Source organism: Streptacidiphilus jiangxiensis (assembly GCF_900109465.1).
Classification (GTDB): domain Bacteria; phylum Actinomycetota; class Actinomycetes; order Streptomycetales; family Streptomycetaceae; genus Streptacidiphilus; species Streptacidiphilus jiangxiensis.
In genome coordinates this window covers 1-22,488 of the sequence record NZ_FOAZ01000040.1, presented here as the reverse complement: position 1 = coordinate 22,488, position 22,488 = coordinate 1, and the positions used below count along the sequence as shown (strand labels likewise).

Sequence of the window (22,488 nt, the reverse complement as noted above, 5' to 3'; positions counted from 1 at the left end):
CATGAGCTCCGGATTCCTCGTCCTTCCGGACCGGCCGTCGGCCGAACCCCTCTCCACGCGTCCGGCCCAGCCCGACAGGCGCGTCATCCGGCACGCCTCCGGGCGTCCCTGGCTGGTCGGCCGTTGGCCCGCCGGTGAGGTCGCCGTCGCCGAGGCCGGCCCCGTGCGGCTCGTCGCCGTCGGCCCCGCGCCCGTCGGTCGGGTCCGGCTGAGCGAGCTGGCCGCCCGGATCAACGGCCCCGCCGACGCCGCGCGAGTCCTCCAGGCCCTGCGCGGGAGCTGCCACCTGGGCGTCTCGCTGCCCGACTGGTCACGGTTCCGTGGCAGCTCGTCCGGGCTGCGACGGCTCTTCCGCACCCGGGTCGGCGGCGTCACCGTCGCGGCCGACCGCGCCGACCTGCTGGCCGCCCTCACCGACGCCGACCTCGACGAGGAGGCGCTGGCGCTGCGCGTCGCCTGCGGGCTGCAACTGCCCTACCCCGCCAACGCCCGCAGTCCCTGGTCCGGCGTCACCGCCCTCGCCCCCGACCACGCGCTGGAATGGGACGCGGACACCGCCGCCGAGATCCGTTGGTGGGAGCCGCCCGAGCCGGAACTGTCCCTCCGGGCCGGCGCCGACGTCGTGCGCACGGCACTGCTGGAGGCCACCCGGGGAAAACGCCCGGAAAGCGGCCGGATCAGCGCGGACCTCTCCGGCGGGCTCGATTCCGGGTCGATCTGCTTTCTCGCCGCCCGGCAGGACCCGGAACTCCTCGCGTTCCGTTGGGGCGAGGCCGAGGCGGGAAACGACGACACCGTTTTCGCGGAATTGGCGATGAAAGAACTCGACCGTGCCGACCACCTCGTCGTGCCGCAGTCCGAACTCCCCGAGATGTTCGCCGACGCGGCGACACCGGTCGGCGGGGAAATGCCGAGCCCGCTCACCCGGGCCACCGCGCGCATCCGTCACAGCGCCCTGCTGCTGTCCGAACACGGCTCCGTCCGGCACCTTTCCGGCCACGGCGGCGACGAGCTCTTCTCGCCGTTGCCCGGCTACCTGCACCCCCTGCTGCGCCGCCGTCCCGTCACCGCGCTGCGACACCTGCGGGCCCACGTCGCTCTGCGCCGGTGGCCGGCCCGCGCCACCCTCGCCGAGCTGCTCCGCCCGACCTCCTTCACCCGGTGGTGGGACAGCGAGGCCGACGCGCTGACCGAGCCCCGTCCGCCGCAGCGCCGCGCGGCCCTCGGCTGGGGCCTCGGCCCGATCCGCGCGCCCGGCTGGGTCACCCCCGACGCCGCCGAGGCCGCCCGTGCCGGGCTCCGCCACGCCGCCCGCGACGCGACCCCGCTCGCCCGCGACCTCGGCACGCACCAGACCCTGCTGGTGATCCGCTCCAACACCCTGACCTACCGCCTGCTCGGCGACCTGTACGCGGCGCGCGGCATCGTCCTGGACGCCCCCTACCTCGACGACCGCGTCATCGACGCGGTCCTGCGGGTCCGCCCGGAGGAGCACGCCGGCCCGTGGCACTTCAAACCGCTGCTCGCCGAGGCGATGCGCGGCCTGGTCCCCGAGCGGCTGCGTGCCCGCAGCACCAAGGGCGAGTTCGGCGAGGACGTCCGGCGCGGCCTGCGCGCCCATCTGCCCGCCCTGCTGGACCTGCTCGGCCCCGACTCCCGCCTGGCCGCGCGCGGCCTGATCGACCCGCAGGCCCTCCGGGCCCGCATGACCGGTCCCCAGGCCGACAACAGCGCCGTGCAGGCGCTGGAGAACCTCGTCGGCTGCGAGACCTGGCTCCGCTCCTTGCCCGTTCATCGTTCCTAAGGACTCAACGTCATGCGGCTCCACCCCGACGTCTCGATGACCGACACCGACGACGGCACCGTCCTCCTCCACGGCCGCACCGGCCGCTACTTCCAGCTGAACCTGACCGGCCGCGCCGTGCTGCGGCAGCTGCTGGCCGGCGAGTCACCGGCCGGGATCGCCAACGGCCTGGTCGTGACGCACGGAATCGACGCCCAGCGCGCGAAGGACGACGTCAAGGCGGTCCTGGCCCAGCTGGCCTCGGCGGAGCTGGTGCAGCCGTGAGCGTGCAGATGTCCCTCGACGCCCGGGCCACGCTGGCCCTCCGCCGCCGCCCCCTGCCGCTCCTCGCCGTCGGGGCCGCCCGCGTCCTGGCCCGGGTGAAGCCCGCGAGGCTCCGCAGGATCCTGGAGTTCGCCCGGCGCGGTGCCCGACCGGCCACGGTCGAGCAGGCTGCGGCGGCACGTGAGCAGATCGTCGCGGTGAGCCTGCGCTGCGCGGGCAACAACTGCCTCCAGCGCTCCGTCGCCGCCGCACTGCTGTGCCGCCTCCGCGGCACCTGGCCGACCTGGTGCACGGGCGTGCGCACGCACCCCTTCGCCGCCCACGCCTGGATCCAGGTCGACGGCGAGCCCGTCGGCGAACCCCACCCGGCGGGCTTCTTCCAGCCGCTGCTCGCCGTGGCACCCGGCAGGTAGGTGCACCTCCAGGGGCGCGAGTAACCACCCCGTGCGGATGGCCCTGCGCGCTGAGGGCCACCCGCACGCGGTGGCTGCTCGCGCAGTTCCTCGCGCCCTCGATGGCGCAGCCGCAGATAGTGCAAGCAGCGCAGCGCCCACCTCCGTAGGATGGGGACACCTCCGTGTCAATAGACTCGGCGAGGTCCGTTTCCTTCACCCACCAGAGGATCGCTGCATGCCTGGCATTACGCGCGAGGAGGTCGCCCACCTCGCCCGGCTGTCGCGGCTGGAGCTCAAGAGCGAAGAGCTTGACCACTTCGCCGAGCAGCTGAACGACATCGTGGACGCGGTCGCCCGCGTCAGCGAGATCGCCGCCGAAGACGTTCCGCCGACCTCGCACCCGCTGCCGCTGACCAACGTCATGCGTGCCGACGAGGTCCGTCCCTCGCTCCGTCCGGACGAGGTGCTGGCCGCCGCGCCCGCCGCGGAAGAGCAGCGGTTCCGTGTCCCCCAGATCCTCGGGGAGGACTGAGAAACGTGGCTGACCTGACCCGTTACACCGCCGCCGAGACCGCGAGCGCCATCGCCACCGGCGAGGTCTCCGCCGTCGAGGTCGCGCAGGCGCACCTGGACCGCATCAACGCCGTGGACGAGAAGGTGCACGCCTTCCTCCACGTCGACACCGACGGCGCGCTCGAGGCCGCCCGCGCCGTTGACGCCAAGCGCGCCGCAGGCGAGGAGCTCGGCCCCCTCGCGGGTGTCCCGCTCGCGCTGAAGGACGTCTTCACCACCAAGGGCATCCCCACCACCGCCGGCTCCAAGATGCTGGAGGGCTGGCGTCCGCCGTACGACGCCACGGTGACCCGCCGCCTCAAGGAGGCGGGCGTGGTGATCCTCGGCAAGACCAACATGGACGAGTTCGCCATGGGGTCCTCCACCGAGAACTCCGCCTACGGCCCGACCGGCAACCCGTGGGACCTCTCCCGGATCCCGGGCGGCTCCGGCGGTGGCTCCGCCGCCGCGCTCGCCGCGTTCGAGGCGCCGCTGGCGATCGGCACCGACACCGGTGGTTCGATCCGTCAGCCGGGCGCCGTCACCGGCACCGTGGGTGTGAAGCCGACCTACGGCAGCGTCTCCCGCTACGGCCTGATCGCCTTCTCCTCCTCCCTGGACCAGGGCGGCCCCTGCGCGCGCACGGTGCTCGACACCGCGCTGCTGCACGAGGCCATCGCCGGCTGGGACCCGATGGACTCGACGTCCATCAACGCCCCCGTCCCGGCGGTCGTGGCCGCTGCGCGGCACGCGGACGTCAAGGGCATGCGCGTCGGCGTCGTCAAGGAGTTCGGCGGCGAGGGCTACCAGGCCGGCGTCATGCAGCGCTTCAACGAGTCCGTGGAGCTGCTTCGCTCGCTCGGCGCCGAGATCGTCGAGATCTCCTGCCCCTCCTTCACCTACGCGCTTCCGGCGTACTACCTGATCGCGCCGTCCGAGTGCTCCTCCAACCTGGCCCGCTTCGACGCCATGCGCTACGGCCTTCGCGTCGGCGACAACGGCGAGCGCTCGGCCGAGGAGGTCACCGCGCTGACCCGCGAGGCCGGCTTCGGTCCCGAGGTCAAGCGCCGCATCATGCTCGGCACCTACGCGCTGAGCTCGGGCTACTACGACGCCTACTACGGCTCGGCGCAGAAGGTCCGGACGCTGATCTCCCGCGACTTCGACCGCGCCTTCGGCGACGTCGACGTGCTGATCTCGCCGACCACCCCGACCACCGCCTTCCCGATCGGCGAGCGCGCCGACGACCCGATGGCGATGTACCTGGCGGACCTGTGCACCATTCCGTCGAACCTGGCCGGCAACGCGGCCATGTCGGTGCCCTGCGGCCTCGCCCCGGAGGACAATCTCCCGGTCGGCCTGCAGATCATCGCGCCCGCGCTGGCCGACGACCGGCTGTACCGCGTGGGTGCGGCGGTCGAGGCGGCTCTCAACGACAAGTGGGGACACCCCCTGCTGGAGGAGGCACCGGCACTATGAGCAAGCTGGAAAGCGCGAAGGGCTTCAAGCACTCCAAGCCGGGCCTGATGCTGGGCATCGGTGGCAGCGCCTTCGGTGCCTTCGGGATCGTCAAGGACATCCGGCGGGCCCGTACCGAGGCGGACACGCTCAAGCTCATCAATGCCGCCGTGGGTGCCCTCGCCCTGGTCACCAGCACGCTGCTGCTCGTTCGCGAGCTGCGCCGGCTGAGCCAGGACGACGTCCTCGCCGACTGACCTCAGACCGCAAGCCTTACCCCGAAAGGACGCCTTAGTGAGCGTCATTGACCTGGTCCCGTACGAGGAGGCACTCGCCTCGTACGACCCGGTGATGGGCCTTGAGGTCCACGTCGAGCTGGGTACCAAGACCAAGATGTTCTGTGGTTGTTCGACCGCGCTGGGCGCGGAGCCGAACACCCAGGTCTGCCCGACCTGCCTGGGTCTGCCGGGCTCGCTGCCGGTCGTCAACGCGACCGGTGTGGAGTCCGCGATCCGCATCGGCCTCGCGCTCAACTGCGAGATCGCCGAGTGGTGCCGCTTCGCCCGGAAGAACTACTTCTATCCGGACATGCCGAAGAACTTCCAGACCTCGCAGTACGACGAGCCGATCGCCTTCAACGGCTACCTGGACGTCGAGCTGGAGGACGGCGAGGTCTTCCGCGTGGAGATCGAGCGCGCCCACATGGAGGAGGACACCGGCAAGTCCACCCACGTCGGCGGTGCCACCGGCCGCATCCACGGCGCGGAGTACTCGCTGCTGGACTACAACCGGGCCGGCATCCCGCTGATCGAGATCGTCACCAAGCCGATCGTGGGCGCCGGCGACCGCGCGCCCGAGGTCGCCCGCGCCTACGTGGCGGAGCTGCGCGAGCTCATCCGTGCCCTCGGCGTGTCCGAGGCCCGCATGGAGATGGGCCAGATGCGCTGCGACGTCAACCTGTCGCTGATGCCGAAGGGCGCCGAGAAGTTCGGCACCCGCAGTGAGACGAAGAACGTCAACTCGCTGCGCAGCGTCGAGCGCGCCGCCCGCTTCGAGATCCAGCGGCACGCCGCGGTGCTCAACGAGGGCGGCACGATCGTCCAGGAGACGCGCCACTTCCACGAGGACAACGGCAGCACGACCTCGGGCCGCATCAAGGAGGAGGCGGAGGACTACCGCTACTTCCCCGAGCCCGACCTGGTCCCGGTCGCGCCCTCGCGCGAGTGGGTCGAGCAGCTCCGCGGCGAGCTGCCGGAGCTGCCGCGGGTGCGCCGTCAGCGCCTGCAGAGCGAGTGGGGCATCTCGGCCACCGAGATGCAGTCGGCGCTCAACGCCGGTGCGATCGACCTGATCCTGGCCACCATCGACGCCGGTGCCCCGGCCGACCAGGCCCGCAAGTGGTGGCTCGGCGAGCTGGCCCGCCGTTCCAACGAGGACGGCGTCGAGCTGGCCTCGCTGCCGATCACCCCGGCCCAGGTGGCCAAGGTCTCGGCGCTGGTGGCCGAGGGCAAGCTGAACGACAAGCTGGCCCGTCAGGTCATCGAGGGCGTGCTGGCCGGCGAGGGCGAGCCGGACGAGGTCGTCGCGAAGCGCGGCCTGGCCGTCGTCTCCGACGATTCCGCGCTCGGCGACGCGATCGACGCGGCGCTGGCGGCCCAGCCGGACGTGGCCGACAAGATCCGCTCGGGCAAGTTCGCCGCGGCGGGCGCGCTCGTGGGCGCGGTCATGAAGGCGACGCGCGGCCAGGCCGACGCCGCCCGCGTCAAGGAGCTGATCTTCGAGAAGCTCGGCGTACAGCCTGAATAGGAAAGACGGACTGAGTAAGTCCCCTGAGGGGTCTTAGCCCGAACGGACCGCCGCTGAAGAGTACTTAGGTGTGCTCTGGGCGGCGGTCCTGCGCGTCTAAGGCCCTCCGGCCCGTCAAGATCAGGCATGCGCCCGATGCCGGGCACCCCCCTGGGAGAGGAAATTAGAGGTTGTCGGAGAGACGACCCACTCACAGGGGAGAACAAGATGTTCGAGTACCAGATGATCCTCGGCCGCACCAACGACCTCATGGCCGAGGCCGAGCACGACCGCCTCGTCCGCGATGTCAAGCGCGCGAACAAGGCCCGGAGGGACGGTGAACGGCGCGGCGGGGTACAAAGCCGCCCGGTAGGCCGCCGCGGTCTGCGCTCCTCCGCCCGCTGACGCGCGGTAATCCGTGCTGACCAGCGGGATTGTGTGCGATGCTGCCGGACGTGGAGCGGATATCAGTCAGTCCGGTGTTCATCGGACGCGGGTCGCAGATGGCCGCCCTCACCGACGCGCTGGAGCGCGCCGACGGGGGGCAACCGCAGGTCCTGCTCATCGGGGGCGAGGCGGGGGTCGGTAAGTCCAGGTTGCTGGAGGAGTTCCAGGCCGCGGCCGTGGTACGGGGGTCCACGGCGGTGGTCGGGAACTGCTTGGAGGTGGGCGCGGAGGGTCTTCCCTACGCGCCCTTCGCCATGATCCTGCGGCGGCTGCACCGGGCCCTCGGGGCCGAGCTGGAGGCGGCCGCCGTCGGCCGCGAGAGCAGCCTCGCCCGGCTCCTGCCGGACATGGGCGAGGCGCCGCCGGAGGCGCACGACGAGTACGCGCGGGCCCGGCTCTTCGAGCACACCGCGCAGCTCTTCGAGCAGCTGACGACGGATCGGACGCTGGTGCTGGCCGTCGAGGACCTGCACTGGTCCGACCGTTCCACCCGGGAGCTGTTCGCCTACCTCACCCGCACCCTGCACAGTGCCCGCCTGGTGCTGCTCGCCACCTACCGCAGTGACGACCTGCACCGTCGTCACCCCGTCCGGCCCTACCTCGCCGAGCTGGAGCGGCAGCGCACCGTCCAGCGACTGGAGCTGCCGCGGCTGGGCCGTCGCGAGGTGGCCCGCCAGCTGACCGGCATCCTCAGCCCGGCCCGACCCACCGCCGAGCTGGTCGGCCAGATCTTCAAGCGCTCCGAGGGCAACCCGTTCTTCGTCGAGGAGTTGGCGGTCTCCTTCCAGCAGGGCTGCCGCACCGGCCTCACCGAGACCCTGCGCGACCTGCTGCTGGTCCGCATCGAGGCGCTGCCGGAGGCCACCCAGACGATGCTGCGCCTGCTCGCCCAGGGCGGCTCCCGGGTCGAGCACGGCCTGCTCGCCGCCGTCGTCGAGGCGACCGGCACGCTCGACGAGGACGAGCTGATCGACGCGCTGCGCACCGCCGTGGGTGCCAACATCATCCAGCAGACCTCCGACGGCGACGGCTACCGCTTCCGCCACGCGCTGGTGCGCGAGGCCGTCTTCGACGACCTGATGCCCGGTGAGGTCACCCGCGCCAACCGCCGCTACGCGCTGGCCCTGGAGGCCGAGCCGTCGCTGGTCGCCAAGGACCAGCGCTCCGCCCGCCTGGCCGGCTACTGGTACTGCGCCAACGATGCCGCCCGCGCCATGCCGGCGGTGTTGAACGCGGGGCGCGAGGCCCGCCGCCGCAACGCCTTCGCCGAGCAGCTGCGCATGCTCGACCGCGCGCTGGAGCTGTGGGAGGACGTCCCGCCGGAGGTCCGCGCCGGCCTGCGCGACTACGACCACGCCGACGAGAGCTACCCGTCCTGCTCCTGCGAGGGCGGCTGCGGCTGCGAGGGGGACTGCGGCGCGATCCAGCTGGTCGACCTGTTCGCCGAGGCCACCGTCGCCGCCCGCCTGAGCGGCGAGACCGACCGCGGCCTGCGCTACACCAAGCGCGCGCTGCGGCTCATCGACGAGACGAAGACCCCCGAGCGGGCCGCCTGGTTCATCCTGGCCCGGGCCCGCGCGCTGCGTTACGACGTCGGCGCCCGGCCCGAGCAGGAGATGGACCACGCGCTGCGGCTGCTGGAGGGCCGCAAGCCGTCCGCCGTCCTGTCCGAGCTGCTGCACCGGCAGGCCTGCGACGGGCTGCTGGGCGTCCCGCGGCGCGAGCACCTCGACAGCGCCCGCCGTGCCGTCGAGATCGCCGACCAGGTCGGTGCCACCTCCCTGCAACTGCACGCCCAGCTGACGCTGGGCATGCTCCACTGTGCCTTCGGCGAGCTGGACGAGGGCGCGGTGCTGCTCGCGCGGATCCGCGAGCGGGCCGAGGCCAACGGGGACGTGGACCTGCTCGGCCGCGTCTACACCAACCTCTCCAGCCACCACGAGCTGCAGGGCCGCTCCCGCGAGGCGGCGGAGATCGCCCGCACCGGCCTGGCGATGATCCGTGCCAACGGCATGACCGGCTACAACGGCACGATCCTGCTCGGCAACCTGGCCGAGCCGCTGATCTCCCTCGGTGAGCTCGACGAGGCCGAGCAACTGCTCGCCGAGGAGCCGGACTGGGCCGGGCAGCGCGCGCACCGCGACTTCATGCACCGCCTGCGCGGCGAGATCGCGCTGCTGCGCGGCGACGTCGCCGGCGCCACGGAGCATCTGGCGGAGGCCCGGCGGGTGGGCCTGGTGTGGCAGCCGCAGAAGTACGTCCCGACGGCGCTGTTGGCGATGCGGATCGCCACCGTCAACGGCCGGTACGCGGAGGCCCGGACGGAGCTGGTGCAGACCCTCGACGGCGGGCGGCCCGAGGGTATCGACCGCAGCTGGTGGGCGCTGCTGGCCGCGGGCGCGGCGGCGGAGGCGGACGCGCGCGACCTCCCGACGATGGCGCCCGGCCGCGCCGAGGTGCTGGCCCGTATCCGGGAGACGGCCTCCGGCCTCGCCACGGAACTCCCTCTGTACGCCGGCTGGCAGGCCGTCCTGGAGGCGGAACTCGCCCGCGCGGAAGGGACGGTGACGAGCGCGCACTGGCGGCGTGCGACGGACGCGCTCCTTGTCCTGGAATGCCCCCACCCCCGCGCCCTGGCCCACTACCGCCTGGCGGAGTCCCTCGCCGCGGACGGCGACCGCGTGGCGGCGGCAGCCGCCGCGTCGACGGCGGCGGACCTGGCCCGCCGCCAGGGCAACCGGCTCCTGCTCGACGCCGTCGACACCCTCACCGGCCGCGCCCGCCTCGCGCCGTCCTCGACGGCGCAGGCACCGGACGACGAGACCTTCCACCTCACCCGGCGCGAGCAGGACGTCCTGAAGCTGCTCGCGCTCGGCCGCACGAACCGTCAGATCGCGGAGGAGCTCTTCATCTCGCCGAAGACAGCCAGCGTGCACGTCTCCAACATCCTCGCCAAGCTGGACGTGACGGGGCGCGGCGAGGCTGCGGCCGTGGCCCACCGACTGCGGTTGGTTGCCGGGACCTCTTAGGGGCGCGAGGAACTGCGCGACAACCCACCGGTGTGCGGATGGTCCTCGTCGAGCAGGGCCATCCGCACGCCGGTGGTTTCTCGCGCAGTTCCTCGCGCCCCTATGTGAGTGCAACTCAATCCAGGCAGAACTCGTTGCCCTCGGGGTCGGTCATCACGATGTGCCCCAGCTCCAGCGGTGGCGCCGGTTCGAACCGCTGCACCCGCTTCGCGCCGAGAGTGCTGAGCCGGTCCGCCTCGGCCTCCAGCGCGGCCATGCGGTCGTCCGCCCCGGGCGCGGCCCGGACGTCCAGGTGGACGCGGTTCTTCGCGGCCTTGCCCTCCGGGACGCGCTGGAAGAAGACTCGGGGGCCGACACCGTCCGGGTCGATCAGCGCGGAGGCGTCGTTCCGACGCCCGGGCGGGACGCCCATCGCGTCCAGTGCCTCGTCCCATGTGGAGAAGCCGGGCGGAGGGTCCTGCAGGCGGTAACCGAGGGCCTCGGCCCAGAACGCGGCCAGCGCCGCCGGATCCCCGCAGTCGAACGTGATCTGGACCGTGCGAGCCATCAGCCCGCCTCCTTCCGAGTCAGGGTCCTCAGGACTCCACACTCCCGCACGGCACTGACAGCCGCCCGCTGACTAAGGTCGGAGCATGAGTGCCCGCTATCTGCTTCCGTACGCCCCCGACGCCATCGGTGGGCTGCCCGCCGACCTCGACGTCCTCGTCTGGGACGGGGACGGGCCCCGGCCGAGTGCGGCGGAGCTGCGGGACGTGGAGTTCTTCTGCCTGCCCTACTTCCGGCATCCCGTCGCGCTCCCGCTGCTCGCGGAGCTGCCCGCGCTGCGCGTCGTACAGACGCTGACCGCCGGGATGGACGACGTGCTGCCGCACGTGCCCGCGGGGGTGACCGCGTGCAACGCGCGCGGGCTGCACGACGCGAGCACGGCCGAGCTCGCGGTCGCGCTGATCCTCGCGTCGCTGCGTGGCATCCCGCACTTCACGCGGCTGCAGGACCGGGGCCGGTGGCAGCAGGAGTTCCACGAGTCGCTCGCCGACAAGACCGTGCTCATCCTCGGTTACGGCTCCATCGGTCGCGCGCTCGCCGCGCGGCTGCAGCCGTTCGAGTGCGACGTCGTCCGTGTCGCGCGTCGTGCGCGCCCGGAGGAGGAGGTGCACGGCGCGCAGGAGCTGGCCGGTCTGCTCCCGTCCGCCGACGTCGTCGTCCTGTTGACGCCGCTCACACCGGAGAGCCGTCATCTCGTCGACGCGGGGTTCCTCTCCCGGATGAAGGACGGCGCGCTGTTGGTCAACGTCGCGCGCGGGCCCGTCGTCGACACCGAGGCCCTGCTGAAGGAGCTCACGGACGGGCGGTTGCGGGCCGCGCTCGACGTCACCGACCCGGAGCCGCTGCCCCCCGATCACCCGCTCTGGCAGGCGCCGGGCGTGCTGATCACGCCGCACGTGGGGGGCCCGAGCAGTGCCTTCCTGCCGAGGGCCCGGCGGCTGCTGCGCGAGCAGGTGCTGCGGTACGAGCGCGGCGAGGCACCGGCCAACGTCGTCTGACGCGGCGACCCGGGCGTGCGCCCCCGGCGTGCGCCCGCGCCACCCCCCTGTTGCGCAGCAGCACCGGGCGCTTTCGTCCGAATCGGGTACAGCTACCTCGACTGTCCCCATTACTCTGAGTTGAGTGTGCATGTCTCTGAGTGACGACTGTGGTGTAGGTTCCCGACCGGGAGACCCGGTACGGAGTTGTCCGCCCCGCTGGTCCGATCGCACCCGGGGCCGGAGGGGGATTGCCCATGCTGAGTACTGAGCTGAGCACCACTGCACCGGGCACCGAGGGGCTGCTGCCCGGCCAGTCCTGGGCGGCCGAGGAGCACTACCGGTCCGCCGCCTCCCCCTTCGCCTACGGCGAGGCGGACGGGCCGGAGCTCGAACACCCCGACGAGCCCGCCGTCCGGCCCGGACCCGGCCGGCCCGCCCCGGCCGTCGGGGCGGAGCCGCACGAGCCGCTGCGGCTCTCCCAGGCGGCGGCGCGGCTGCCGCGGATACTGGTCATGCTGGTCTGTCTGCTGTACCTGGCGGGGGCCGCCTACGGCTGGGGTTCGCCCGGGCTGGCCGACTTCATGGGCGACTTCGGCCTGGCCGGAGCCGCGTTGACGGCGTGCTGCTCCTGCTTCGGCTACGGCGTGGTCTCCGGGGGCCGGCACCGCGGCGCCTGGTTCTGCTTCGGGCTGAGCTCGCTCATGGTGGCCGTCGGCAACGGCATCTGGGGCTGGTACGAGTGCGTGCTCGGCGAGTCCCTGCCGTCGCCCTCGATCGCCGACTTCGCCTTCCTGTTCTTCGCGCCGCCGGCCATCATCGGGCTGCTGATGCTGTCCAACCGGCCACGCAGCGCCGCCAACTGGCTCTGCCTCGCACTGGACGGCTGGCTGATCGCCGGCTCGCTGCTGACGCTCAGCTGGTCCCTCGCACTGGCCCGCACCGCCTCCGGGGACCAGCACAGCCCGCTGCGCCTGGCGGTCGGCCTGGCCTACCCGCTGCTGGACATCCTGCTCATCAGCATGGTGCTCGGCCTGCGCTTCCGGCGCCAGGACGGCAACCGGGCGGCGGTGCACACGGCCATAGTGGGTCTGGCCCTGACGGTCTTCTGCGACGCCGTCTTCACCAGTCAGTCCTTCAAGGACGCGTACCACTCCGGCGAACTCCTCGACGCCGGCTGGTTCTGCGGCTCGATGCTGCTGGCCTGGGCGCCCTGGGCCGGCGGCGGCCGCGCGCTCACCCGCGAGTCCGTGCGGCGCCCGCGCGTGGCCTCCACCTTCAGCGCGCTGACGCCCTACGCGGCCACCGGCGTGTGCACCGTCGGGCTGCTCTACAACGCCCTGGGCCAGCACCACCTGGACCGCTTCGTCCTCGTCGTCAGCTGCACCGTGGTCATCGCGCTGATCCTGCGTCAGGGCGTGATGCTGCTCGACAACCTGGCCCTCGCGCAGCGGCTCAGCCACCAGGAACGGCACTTCCGCTCCCTGGTGCAGGGATCGAGCGACGTCATCATGATCGCCGATCCGGACGGGGTGCTGCGCTACGTCAGCCCGGCCGCCGCCGGCGTCTACGGGCGCCCGGCGGACGAGTTGGTCGGCACCCGACTGCCGGAGATGGTCCACCCCGACGACCTCGGCCACGTGCTGTGGGAGGTGCAGCGCTATCTCACCAAGTCGTCCACGGACCTCACCGCGCGGATCGAGTGCCGGGTCCGCTCGGGCGCGGGGGAGTGGCTGGACGTGGAGTCCACCGTCAACCGCTACCGCGACGGCCTGATCTTCAACTGCCGGGACATCTCCGAACGCGTGCGCCTGCAGGCTCAGTTGGAGCACAACGCGTTCCACGACGCACTGACCGGCCTGCCCAACCGGGCGCTGTTCCTCAAGCGGGGCCGAGAGGCGCTCGTGGCACGGGCCGACCGCCGGCCGGACGTCGCGGTGCTCTTCGTGGACCTCGACGGCTTCAAGGCCGTCAACGACAGCGCCGGGCACCAGGTCGGTGACGAGCTGCTGGCCCTCGCCGCGCAGCGGCTGCGCGAGTCGGTGCGCGAGGGGGACACCGTGGCCCGGCTCGGCGGCGACGAGTTCGCCGTGCTGCTCGTCGGCGGCGTCGACCGCGAGCAGGCCTTCGGTATCGCCGAGCGGCTGCGCGCCGCCGTCTCCGCGACCTACGTCCTGGCCGGGGAGGAGCACGCCGTCGCCGCCAGCATCGGCATCGCCTTCGCCGAGCCGGGCGTCGGCCCGGAGAGCGCCGCCGACCTGCTGCGCAGCGCGGACCTGGCCATGTACCAGGCCAAGAAGCGCGGCAAGGACCGCGTCCACGAGTACTCGCCGGAGCTGCGGACCGAGCTGCGCCGCCGGACCGAGCTCGACCAGCGGCTCCGCGTCGCCGTCCGGGAGGGCGAGTTCACCCTCGTGCACCAGCCCATCGTCGACCTGCGCAGCGGCGCGGTCGCGGGCCTCGCCGCCCAGGCCCGCTGGCGCTCCGCCCAGGGGCTGCTGCTCACCCCGGCGGAGTTCCTGCACGCGGCCGGCGCGGGGGAGCGGGCGGTGCGGCTGGCCCGCTGGATGGTCGAGCAGGCGGTCCAGCAGGCCGCCGAGCGCGGCGGCACGCTGCCGGTGACGGTCCGGCTCTCCCCCCGCGCGTTGACCGCCTCCGGACTGCTGGACGCCGCCGACGCCGCCCTGCACCGCTTCCGCCTGCCCGCGACCCGGCTGGTGGTCGAGCTCGGCGAGAGCGGCCCGGGCCTCGCCGAGGGTCGCCCCCATGGCGTCGACGAGCTCGTGCAGCGGCTGGCGCGGCTCAAGCAGCTCGGGGTCGGTCTCGTCCTGGACGGGCTCGGCGGCGGCGCGACCCCGCTCAGCGAACTGCGGCGGCTGCCGGTGGACGCGCTCAAGCTGGAGCGCGGCGTCGTCGACGGTCTGCTCGAATCGGCCTTCCTGCGCACCCTCGCCTCCTCGGTGCTGCGGATCGGTCACGAGCTGGGCCTGGAGACCGTCGCCGAGGGCGTCGACACGCCCGAGCAGGCCCGGGTCCTGCGGGATCTGGGCTGCTCACGCGGCCAGGGACTGCACTTCGCGCCCCCGATGGGGGAGGATGAACTGCAGGAACTCCTGGTGGACACCAGGACGTCCGAGGATGGTTCCGCATGATGAGACACGAATCGGGTGAGCTTGACACTCGTGGGGGCGTCGGAGGATGGTCGTCAGCATGCGCACCCGAATTCTCGTACTTGGCGGGCGCGTCGGCTGAGCCGGGAGTGACCTCCCGAGCTGACCAGGCCGACGCGCTACCCCTCGCATGCCCGCATGGGCACGAGGGGTTTTTTGTTGCCGCGAGGCAGCCAGCGCACCGCGCGCAGCGCGAACCGCCGTAGAGATCCCCTCCGAGAAGTCCGAGCAGCCAGAAGGAACAGCAGATGACCGAGCAGGCAGCAGCGCCCGCCCCGCACCACGCGGGCCCCGAACCGATGACCGGCGCCCAGTCCCTCATCCGCTCCCTCGAGGCGGTCGGCGCGGACACCGTCTTCGGCATCCCGGGTGGCGCGATCCTCCCGGCGTACGACCCGCTGATGGACTCCGTGAAGGTGCGCCACATCCTGGTCCGTCACGAGCAGGGCGCCGGTCACGCCGCGACGGGGTTCGCGCAGGCCACGGGCCGGGTCGGCGTGTGCATGGCCACCTCCGGCCCGGGTGCGACGAACCTGGTGACGCCGCTGGCGGACGCCTACATGGACTCCGTCCCGGTCGTCGCCATCACCGGCCAGGTCTCCTCCAAGGCGATCGGCACCGACGCCTTCCAGGAGGCGGACATCTGCGGCATCACGATGCCGATCACCAAGCACAACTTCCTGGTGACGGACGCGGACGAGATCCCGCGCGTGATCGCGGAGGCGTTCCACATCGCCGCGACCGGCCGCCCGGGCCCGGTGCTGGTCGACATCGCCAAGGACGCGCTGCAGGCGCGCACCACGTTCCGTTGGCCGGTGGAGGCGCAGCTGCCGGGCTACCGCCCGGTGACCAAGCCGCACGCCAAGCAGATCCGCGAGGCCGCCAAGCTGCTGGCGGCCGCGAAGCGCCCGGTCCTGTACGTCGGCGGCGGCGTGCTGAAGGCGAACGCGACGGCGGAGCTGCGGATCCTGGCGGAGCTGACCGGCGCGCCGGTGGTCACCACGCTGATGGCGCTGGGCGCGTTCCCGGACAGCCACGACCAGCACCTGGGCATGCCCGGCATGCACGGCTCGGTCGCCGCCGTCACCGCGCTGCAGAAGGCGGACCTGCTGTTCGCGCTGGGCACCCGCTTCGACGACCGGGTCACCGGCAAGCTGGACACCTTCGCCCCGCACGCCAAGGTCGTCCACGCGGACATCGACCCGGCCGAGATCGGCAAGAACCGTGCGGCGGACGTCCCGATCGTGGGCGACGCGCGCGAGATCATCGCGGACCTGATCGTCGCGGTGCAGCAGGAGCAGGCCGCCGCGCAGGCGGCGGGCGACCGGCGCTTCGACTACGGCCAGTGGTGGGAGCAGCTGAACGCCTGGCGCAAGACCTACCCGCTCGGCTACGACGCGGCCCCCGAGGGCATGCTCAGCCCGCAGCAGGTCATCGAGCGGATCGGCCAGAAGGTCGGCTCGGACGCGATCTACGCCGCGGGCGTCGGCCAGCACCAGATGTGGGCGTCGCAGTTCATCACCTTCGACAAGCCCGCCACCTGGCTGAACTCGGGCGGCGCGGGCACGATGGGCTACGCGGTCCCGGCGGCGATGGGTGCGAAGGCCGGCTGCCCCGACGCCCAGGTCTGGGCGATCGACGGCGACGGCTGCTTCCAGATGACCAACCAGGAGCTGGTCACCTGCGCGCTGAACAACATCCCGATCAAGGTCGCGATCATCAACAACGGGTCGCTGGGCATGGTCCGCCAGTGGCAGACCCTGTTCTACAACCAGCGCTACTCCAACACCGTCCTGCACGACGGCCCGGAGAACGACGGCAAGGGCCCCGCCGCCGGTACCCGCATCCCGGACTTCGTCAAGCTGTCCGAGGCCATGGGCTGCCACGCGCTGCGGTGCGAGCGCCCCGAGGACCTGGACGCGGTGATCGAGAAGGCGATGGCGCTGAACGACGCGCCGGTCGTCATCGACTTCATCGTCCACCAGGACGCCATGGTCTGGCCGATGGTGCCCGCCGGCGTCAGCAACGACGAGATCCTGGCCGCGCGCGACGTCCGTCCGGACTTCGGCGACGAGAACGACTGAGGGGATTCACCACCGTCATGAGCAAGCACACCCTCTCCGTCCTGGTCGAGAACAAGCCGGGCGTCCTGGCCCGGATCGCGGCGCTGTTCTCGCGGCGCGGCTTCAACATCGACTCCCTCGCGGTCGGGCCGACCGAGCACCCGGACATCTCCCGCATGACGATCGTCGTCAATGTGGAGGACCTCCCGCTGGAGCAGGTCACCAAGCAGCTGAACAAGCTGATCAACGTGATAAAGATCGTCGAGCTGGACCCGTCCGCCGCGGTCCGTCGCGAGCTCATGCTCGTCAAGGTCCGCGCGGACGCGGAGACCCGCGGCCAGGTGACCGAGATCGTCCAGCTCTTCCGCGCGAAGACGGTCGACGTCTCCCCGGACGCGGTGACGATCGAGGCCACGGGCAGCAGCGACAAGCTGGAGGCCATGCTCAAGATGCTGGAGCCGTACGGCATCAAGGAGCTGGTCCAGTCCGGCATGGTCGCCATCGGCCGCGGCGCGCGCAGCATTACCGACCGCTCCCTGCGAGCGGTCGAGAGGTCGGCATAACCGCCGTCCGGCGTGGATGAGACGCTAGTCTCATCCATTGAGACAACCACCGTCCCGAAATTCGCTTCGGCGTACGGTGTCCCCAAGGAATCCACCCCGCAAGGAGAAGCCAGCGATGGCCGAGCTGTTCTACGACGACGACGCCGATCTGTCCATCATCCAGGGCCGCAAGGTCGCCATCCTCGGCTACGGCAGCCAGGGCCACGCCCACGCGCTCTCCCTGCGCGACTCCGGTGTCGACGTCCGCGTCGGCCTGCTGCCCGAGTCGAAGTCCCGCGCCAAGGCCGAGGAGCAGGGCCTGCGCGTGGTGACCCCGGCCGAGGCCGCCGCCGAGGCCGACGTCATCATGATCCTGGTGCCGGACCCGATCCAGGCCGACGTCTACAAGGAGGTCGTGGAGCCGAACCTCAAGGCCGGCGACGCGCTCTTCTTCGGCCACGGCCTGAACATCCGCTTCGGCTTCATCAAGCCGCCGGCCGACGTCGACGTCTGCATGGTCGCCCCGAAGGGCCCGGGCCACCTGGTCCGTCGCCAGTACGAGGAGGGCCGGGGCGTCCCGTGCATCGTGGCCGTCGAGCAGGACGCCACCGGCAAGGGCTTCGAGCTGGCGCTGTCCTACGCCAAGGGCATCGGTGGCACCCGCGCCGGCGTCATCAAGACGACCTTCACCGAGGAGACCGAGACCGACCTCTTCGGTGAGCAGGCCGTCCTTTGCGGTGGCGCCTCCGCCCTGGTCAAGGCCGGCTTCGAGACCCTGGTCGAGGCGGGCTACCAGCCCGAGATCGCCTACTTCGAGTGCCTCCACGAGCTGAAGCTCATCGTCGACCTCATGTACGAGGGCGGCCTGGAGAAGATGCGCTGGTCCGTCTCCGAGACGGCCGAGTGGGGCGACTACGTCACCGGCCCGCGCATCATCACCGACCAGACCAAGGCCGAGATGAAGCAGGTCCTCGCCGAGATCCAGGACGGCACCTTCGCCAACACCTGGATCGCCGAGTACAAGGCCGGCCTGCCGAAGTACAACGAGTACAAGAACGCCGACAGCGAGCACCTGCTGGAGACCACCGGCAAGAAGCTGCGCAAGCTCATGAGCTGGGTCGACGAGGAGGCGTAAGCCGCCTGGTGAGCGGGGGTGGTCAACCGACCACCCCCGCTTCTTTTACCGCGACCTTCGACAAAGCAAAGCTTTGTACGGAACGTACGGTCCCCGACGGGTGATTCTTCCGTTGGGGCACTCGGTGGATGCGCCTCCGCCGATAGACTCGAATTGCGCGTCAGGCTCACAGCGTCGTGCGTCTCCAACGCGGCATGCCATCGTCCCCTCCATGCCGTCCAAGCAACGCGGGTGCCACCCTCACACGCACGGCTTCGGGGAGAACCGGACAGTAAGGACAAACTGTCGTGAGCAAGCCTGTAGTTCTCATCGCTGAAGAGCTGTCGCCTGCCACCGTCGACGCACTCGGGCCGGACTTCGAGATCCGCCACTGCGACGGTGCCAACCGCGCCGAACTCCTTCCCGCCATCGCGGATGTCGACGCGATCCTGATCCGCTCCGCCACCAAGGTGGACGCGGAGGCGATCGCCGCCGCCAAGAAGCTCAAGGTCGTCGCCCGCGCCGGCGTCGGTCTGGACAACGTCGACGTCCCGTCCGCCACCAAGGCGGGCGTCATGGTCGTCAATGCGCCGACGTCCAACATCGTCACCGCCGCCGAGCTCGCCTGCGGTCTGCTCCTGTCGACGGCCCGTCACATCCCGGCCGCCAACGCCGCGTTGAAGAACGGCGAGTGGAAGCGCAGCAAGTACACCGGCGTCGAGCTGGCCGAGAAGACCCTCGGCGTCGTCGGCCTCGGCCGCATCGGCGTCCTGGTCGCGCAGCGCATGTCGGCCTTCGGCATGAAGATCGTCGCCTACGACCCCTACATCCAGGCCGCGCGCGCCGCGCAGATGGGCGTCAAGCTCCTGCCGCTGGACGAGCTGCTGGAGGTCGCCGACTTCATCACCGTGCACCTGCCGAAGACCCCGGAGACGGTGGGCCTGATCGGCCACGAGGCGCTGCACAAGGTCAAGCCGACCGTCCGCATCGTCAACGCCGCGCGCGGTGGCATCGTCGACGAGGAGGCGCTGGCAGCCGCCCTCAAGGAGGGCCGGGTCGCCGGCGCGGGCCTGGACGTCTTCGTCAAGGAGCCCTGCACCGACTCGCCGCTCTTCGGCTTCGACAACGTGGTGGCCACCCCGCACCTCGGCGCCTCCACCGACGAGGCCCAGGAGAAGGCCGGCATCTCCGTCGCCCGCTCGGTGCGCCTCGCGCTCGCCGGTGAGCTCGTGCCGGATGCGGTCAACGTCCAGGGTGGCGTCATCGCCGAGGACGTCCGTCCGGGCCTGCCGCTGGCGGAGAAGCTCGGCCGCATCTTCACCGCGCTGGCCGGCGAGGTCGCCGTCCGCCTCGACGTCGAGGTGCGCGGCGAGATCACCCAGCACGACGTCAAGGTGCTGGAGCTCTCCGCGCTCAAGGGCGTCTTCGAGGACGTCGTCGCCGAGACGGTCTCCTACGTCAACGCCCCGCTCTTCGCGCAGGAGCGCGGCCTCGAGGTGCGCCTGTCGACGCTGAGCGAGAGCCCCGAGTACCGAAACGTCATCACCGTCCGCGGCACGCTCAACGACGGCCGCGAGATCGCGGTGGCGGGCACCCTCACGGGCCCCAAGCGTCAGCAGAAGATCGTCGGCGTCAACGAGTTCGACGTGGACGTCGCGCTGACCGACTACATGGGCTTCTTCCGCTACGAGGACCGCCCGGGCGTCGTCGGCACCCTCGGCAAGCTCCTCGGCGACGCCGGCATCAACATCGCCGGCATGCAGGTCTCCCGCGACGAGGAGGGCGGCGACGCGCTCGTCTCCCTGACGGTCGACAGCGAGATCCCGCAGGAGCTGCTGAACGAGATCTCCGCCGAGATCGGTGCCAAGTTCGCCCGCTCGGTGAACCTCTCCGCCTGAGTCGACCAGCGGTGGCAGCGAACCCCGTCAGGGCCTTGCCCTGGCGGGGTTCAGTCGCCCGTGACGCCCACGTGTTCGGCCAGCCAGGCGTTGAGCGGGCGCGTCGCCCTCAGGAAGCCCACGAGGTGCTTCTTGGCCTCGGCGGTGCCGAGCCAGGGCTCGACCGGCCACTGGCGCCAGGCGGCCATGCTCTTGTTGCGGAGCAGGTCGATGCGCGGGTGGTCCTTGGGATAACCGCGCGGGGCGCTCTTGAGCCGGCCGTGGGCCATGATCTCGATGCCGGCCCCGGTGAGCTTGGTGATGACCGACTCCAGGGCCTTGCCCGGCTTCTCCTCGGCGACCGCCTCCCGGTAGCGGGCGAGCTGGTCCGGGGTCATCGCGTAGCAGCCGCTGCCCGCGCCCAGGCCGTCCGCGGAGAGCTGGACGTAGCCGCCGCCCTCCAGGACCGCGCCGATGTGCGTCTTGTACGGCGACTTGTCGGCCGAGAAACGGATGTCGCGGTTGGGGCGGAAGACCTTGGCCTCGCCGTACGCGGGCGCCAGCTCCTCCAGCAGGGCGGCCATCGGCTCTCGGACGCAGCGCTCGTAGACGTCCTTGTGGGAGGTCCAGTACTCCTTGCTGTTCTCCGCCTCGAGGCCCTCGTAGAACTCGAGTGCCTCGGCCGGCCAACCCTGGAAGCTCATAGTCCGAGGTTAGACCCCGTGCTCGGCCTTCGCGGAGTGAACAAGCCGTCGGCCCCGCCCCGGAAACGAATCCCGGGACGGGGCCGACGGCTTCCCTGCGACGCTACGCGTTGACGCGTTCCGGCGCGGCCGGGCTCGGGGCGCGGCGTGCCTCCAGCGACTTCGGCATGTGGGCCGACCACCACTTGCGGGCGGGCTCCTCGACCAGGGTGTAGAGCAGCCAGGCGACGAGGGTGCCGACGGCGGCCATGACCAGCAGGATCCACACGTTGGTGGCACTGGCCGGCTGGTTCAGGTGCAGGTCGTAGCAGGCCTGGATGACCTGCTGGTGGACCAGGTAGAAGCAGTACGACCAGGCGCCCAGGAGGACCAGTCCGCGGCGGTGCAGCAGGCTCTTCCGGCCGTCCAGCTCCCGCTGGACGAAGGCGACGATGAGCAGCACGGAGATGACCGCGACGGTCTGGCGCACGGTGGCCTCGATCTGGATGCCGAACCAGCCGTAGGGGCCGACCGCGTGGGTCGCGTACACGGGAATGTACGCGACGAGCAGGAGCAGGACCGGCCACGGGCTCAGCCGGAGCCGCCAACCGCGACGCAGAGCGAAGGCGAAGGCCATGCCGAGCGCGAACTCCGGCAGGTACACCACCGGGTTGCGCATGATCCAGGACTCGGTGTTGGCACTCACGTGGTACTGCGCCCAGAAGTCCAGCGCCCACATGGCCACCAGGCCGAGGCCGGCGATCAGCATCAGCGTTCGGGTGCGCAGCCGGACGAAGCCGCGGTAGATGAACGGGAAGAGCAGGTAGAAGAGCAGCTCGACGCTGAGCGTCCAGGTCACCGGGTTGCCCGGCAGGCTGGGGTTCACCGAGGGGAACCAGGTCTGCACGAGGAACAGCGAGGAGAGCGTGGAGAGGACGTCGGTGTGGTCCGGGCCCCAGGCGAAGGCGTAGAAGATCAGCATCGCCGGGATGGTGGCCACCAGGTGAGCCGGCCAGATGCGCCCGGCCCGACGCCAGTAGTAGCCGCCCAGGCTCTGGGTCCCGGGGCGCCAGCTCCAGGCGAGCAGGAAGCCGGACAGGACGAAGAAGAAGGTGACGCCGTGCGCGCCGATCGTCGACCAGGGGTAGAGCCAGGGCACGCGCGCGAAGCCGCCGCGCGGGACGAAGCCGTTGAAATGGTGCACGAACACGGCGAAGGCGGCGAAGAAGCGCAGGCTCGTCAGCGCGTCCAGGCGGGACCGGGTGTTCGGCGGCGCCTCGGCGCGGTGGAGCAAAGAGGAGGACTGTTGGGTGCGCACCCGGGAACGATAACCCGAACGGGTCAACCGGTGTCGGGGCGGTGTCCGCAATGGAACCCTTTGCGCGGGCTGGAATCCGGTGAGTGTTCCATGAGCGCGCGGCCCCGGGGACGAGGCGTCTCCGGGGCCGCGCGGGCGGTTCCAGGGTGGGGTCGGGGGAGCTGGGGTCAGGCGAGCTGGAGGCGGGCGGCGAAGGTGCTCCAGCCGCCGCTGATGGTGTGGTAGTTCGTGAAGCCGTTGCCGTTGCTCACGCCGAGGGTCATGTCGCCGTTGGGCTGGATGATCTCCATGTCGGCCTTGCCGTCGCCGGTGACGTCACCGAACTTGATCTTGCCGTCGTAGCCGCCCCAGCCGGCGCTGATCTCGTGGTAGTTGGTGAAGCCGTCGCCGGTGCCGACGCCCATCTGGATGGTGCCGTCGGGCTCGTAGATGAGGATGTCGGCCTTGCCGTCGCCGGTGACGTC

18 protein-coding genes and 1 pseudogene are annotated in these 22,488 nt (G+C 71.4%); 15 read left to right on the top strand and 4 right to left on the bottom strand.

Going from position 1 to position 22,488, the window contains the following annotated elements; all coding sequences use genetic code 11:
• Window position 1: 1 nt before the first annotated feature.
• From BMY61_RS40665 to BMY61_RS40630, 9 genes are all read left to right on the top strand, one after another.
• The gene (locus tag BMY61_RS40665; protein WP_042459010.1) at window positions 2–1,804 is read left to right on the top strand and encodes a lasso peptide isopeptide bond-forming cyclase; all 1,803 of its coding nucleotides are present in this window, start codon (window positions 2–4) and stop codon (window positions 1,802–1,804) included.
• A gap of 12 nt (window positions 1,805–1,816) precedes the next feature.
• The gene (locus BMY61_RS40660) at window positions 1,817–2,068 is read left to right on the top strand and encodes a lasso peptide biosynthesis PqqD family chaperone (protein ID WP_042459007.1); all 252 of its coding nucleotides are present in this window, start codon (window positions 1,817–1,819) and stop codon (window positions 2,066–2,068) included.
• 8 nt (window positions 2,069–2,076) lie between these two features.
• Window positions 2,077–2,481, top strand: a complete 405-nt coding sequence (locus BMY61_RS40655; RefSeq protein WP_174514575.1) for a lasso peptide biosynthesis B2 protein — start codon at window positions 2,077–2,079, stop codon at window positions 2,479–2,481.
• A gap of 217 nt (window positions 2,482–2,698) precedes the next feature.
• Window positions 2,699–2,995 (top strand): Asp-tRNA(Asn)/Glu-tRNA(Gln) amidotransferase subunit GatC, encoded by a 297-nt coding sequence (gatC, locus tag BMY61_RS40650; RefSeq protein WP_042385005.1) that lies wholly within the window; start codon window positions 2,699–2,701, stop codon window positions 2,993–2,995.
• 5 nt (window positions 2,996–3,000) lie between these two features.
• The gene (gatA, locus tag BMY61_RS40645) at window positions 3,001–4,494 is read left to right on the top strand and encodes an Asp-tRNA(Asn)/Glu-tRNA(Gln) amidotransferase subunit GatA (protein ID WP_042459001.1); all 1,494 of its coding nucleotides are present in this window, start codon (window positions 3,001–3,003) and stop codon (window positions 4,492–4,494) included.
• Window positions 4,491–4,730, top strand: coding sequence for a hypothetical protein (locus BMY61_RS40640; RefSeq protein ID WP_042458998.1), 240 nt, complete (start codon window positions 4,491–4,493; stop codon window positions 4,728–4,730). Before gatA ends, BMY61_RS40640 begins: the two co-directional genes overlap by 4 nt.
• A gap of 37 nt (window positions 4,731–4,767) precedes the next feature.
• Window positions 4,768–6,279, top strand: coding sequence for an Asp-tRNA(Asn)/Glu-tRNA(Gln) amidotransferase subunit GatB (gatB, locus tag BMY61_RS40635; RefSeq protein WP_042458996.1), 1,512 nt, complete (start codon window positions 4,768–4,770; stop codon window positions 6,277–6,279).
• Between the two features lie 207 nt (window positions 6,280–6,486).
• On the top strand, window positions 6,487–6,663 hold the full coding sequence (locus BMY61_RS46825; protein ID WP_161791355.1) for a hypothetical protein: 177 nt from the start codon (window positions 6,487–6,489) through the stop codon (window positions 6,661–6,663).
• A 38-nt stretch (window positions 6,664–6,701) separates the two neighbouring features.
• Window positions 6,702–9,734, top strand: coding sequence for a helix-turn-helix transcriptional regulator (locus tag BMY61_RS40630; protein WP_082015615.1), 3,033 nt, complete (start codon window positions 6,702–6,704; stop codon window positions 9,732–9,734).
• Between the two features lie 115 nt (window positions 9,735–9,849).
• Here the strand turns inward: BMY61_RS40630 and BMY61_RS40625 are convergent, their stop codons facing one another.
• Window positions 9,850–10,281, bottom strand: coding sequence for a VOC family protein (locus BMY61_RS40625; protein WP_042458990.1), 432 nt, complete (start codon window positions 10,279–10,281; stop codon window positions 9,850–9,852).
• Window positions 10,282–10,366: 85 nt separating this feature from the next.
• Here BMY61_RS40625 and BMY61_RS40620 point away from each other — a divergent pair, with 85 nt between their 5' ends.
• From BMY61_RS40620 to serA, 6 genes and pseudogenes are all read left to right on the top strand, one after another.
• Window positions 10,367–11,278, top strand: coding sequence for a 2-hydroxyacid dehydrogenase (locus BMY61_RS40620; RefSeq protein ID WP_042458987.1), 912 nt, complete (start codon window positions 10,367–10,369; stop codon window positions 11,276–11,278).
• 236 nt (window positions 11,279–11,514) lie between these two features.
• Entirely contained in the window at window positions 11,515–14,409 is a 2,895-nt protein-coding gene (locus BMY61_RS40615; RefSeq protein ID WP_052439460.1) for a putative bifunctional diguanylate cyclase/phosphodiesterase, read from the top strand.
• A gap of 257 nt (window positions 14,410–14,666) precedes the next feature.
• Window positions 14,667–16,511 (top strand): annotated as a pseudogene (locus BMY61_RS40610) (acetolactate synthase large subunit); the annotation flags it as partial.
• A 17-nt stretch (window positions 16,512–16,528) separates the two neighbouring features.
• The gene (gene ilvN, locus BMY61_RS40605; protein ID WP_042458981.1) at window positions 16,529–17,053 is read left to right on the top strand and encodes an acetolactate synthase small subunit; all 525 of its coding nucleotides are present in this window, start codon (window positions 16,529–16,531) and stop codon (window positions 17,051–17,053) included.
• 115 nt (window positions 17,054–17,168) lie between these two features.
• Window positions 17,169–18,167, top strand: a complete 999-nt coding sequence (gene ilvC / locus BMY61_RS40600) for a ketol-acid reductoisomerase (RefSeq protein WP_042458976.1) — start codon at window positions 17,169–17,171, stop codon at window positions 18,165–18,167.
• Between the two features lie 287 nt (window positions 18,168–18,454).
• On the top strand, window positions 18,455–20,044 hold the full coding sequence (gene serA, locus BMY61_RS40595; protein WP_042458973.1) for a phosphoglycerate dehydrogenase: 1,590 nt from the start codon (window positions 18,455–18,457) through the stop codon (window positions 20,042–20,044).
• Between the two features lie 50 nt (window positions 20,045–20,094).
• Here the strand turns inward: serA and BMY61_RS40590 are convergent, their stop codons facing one another.
• From BMY61_RS40590 to BMY61_RS40580, 3 genes are all read right to left on the bottom strand, one after another.
• Window positions 20,095–20,727 (bottom strand): DUF2461 domain-containing protein, encoded by a 633-nt coding sequence (locus tag BMY61_RS40590; RefSeq protein WP_042458970.1) that lies wholly within the window; start codon window positions 20,725–20,727, stop codon window positions 20,095–20,097.
• 103 nt (window positions 20,728–20,830) lie between these two features.
• Window positions 20,831–22,024 carry an acyltransferase family protein gene (locus tag BMY61_RS40585; protein ID WP_082015614.1) on the bottom strand — a complete coding sequence of 398 codons (1,194 nt, stop codon included), beginning with the start codon at window positions 22,022–22,024 and terminating at the stop codon, window positions 20,831–20,833.
• Window positions 22,025–22,191: 167 nt separating this feature from the next.
• Window positions 22,192–22,488: FG-GAP repeat domain-containing protein (locus BMY61_RS40580; RefSeq protein ID WP_143094770.1), on the bottom strand; the 297-nt coding region annotated here is incomplete at its 5' end.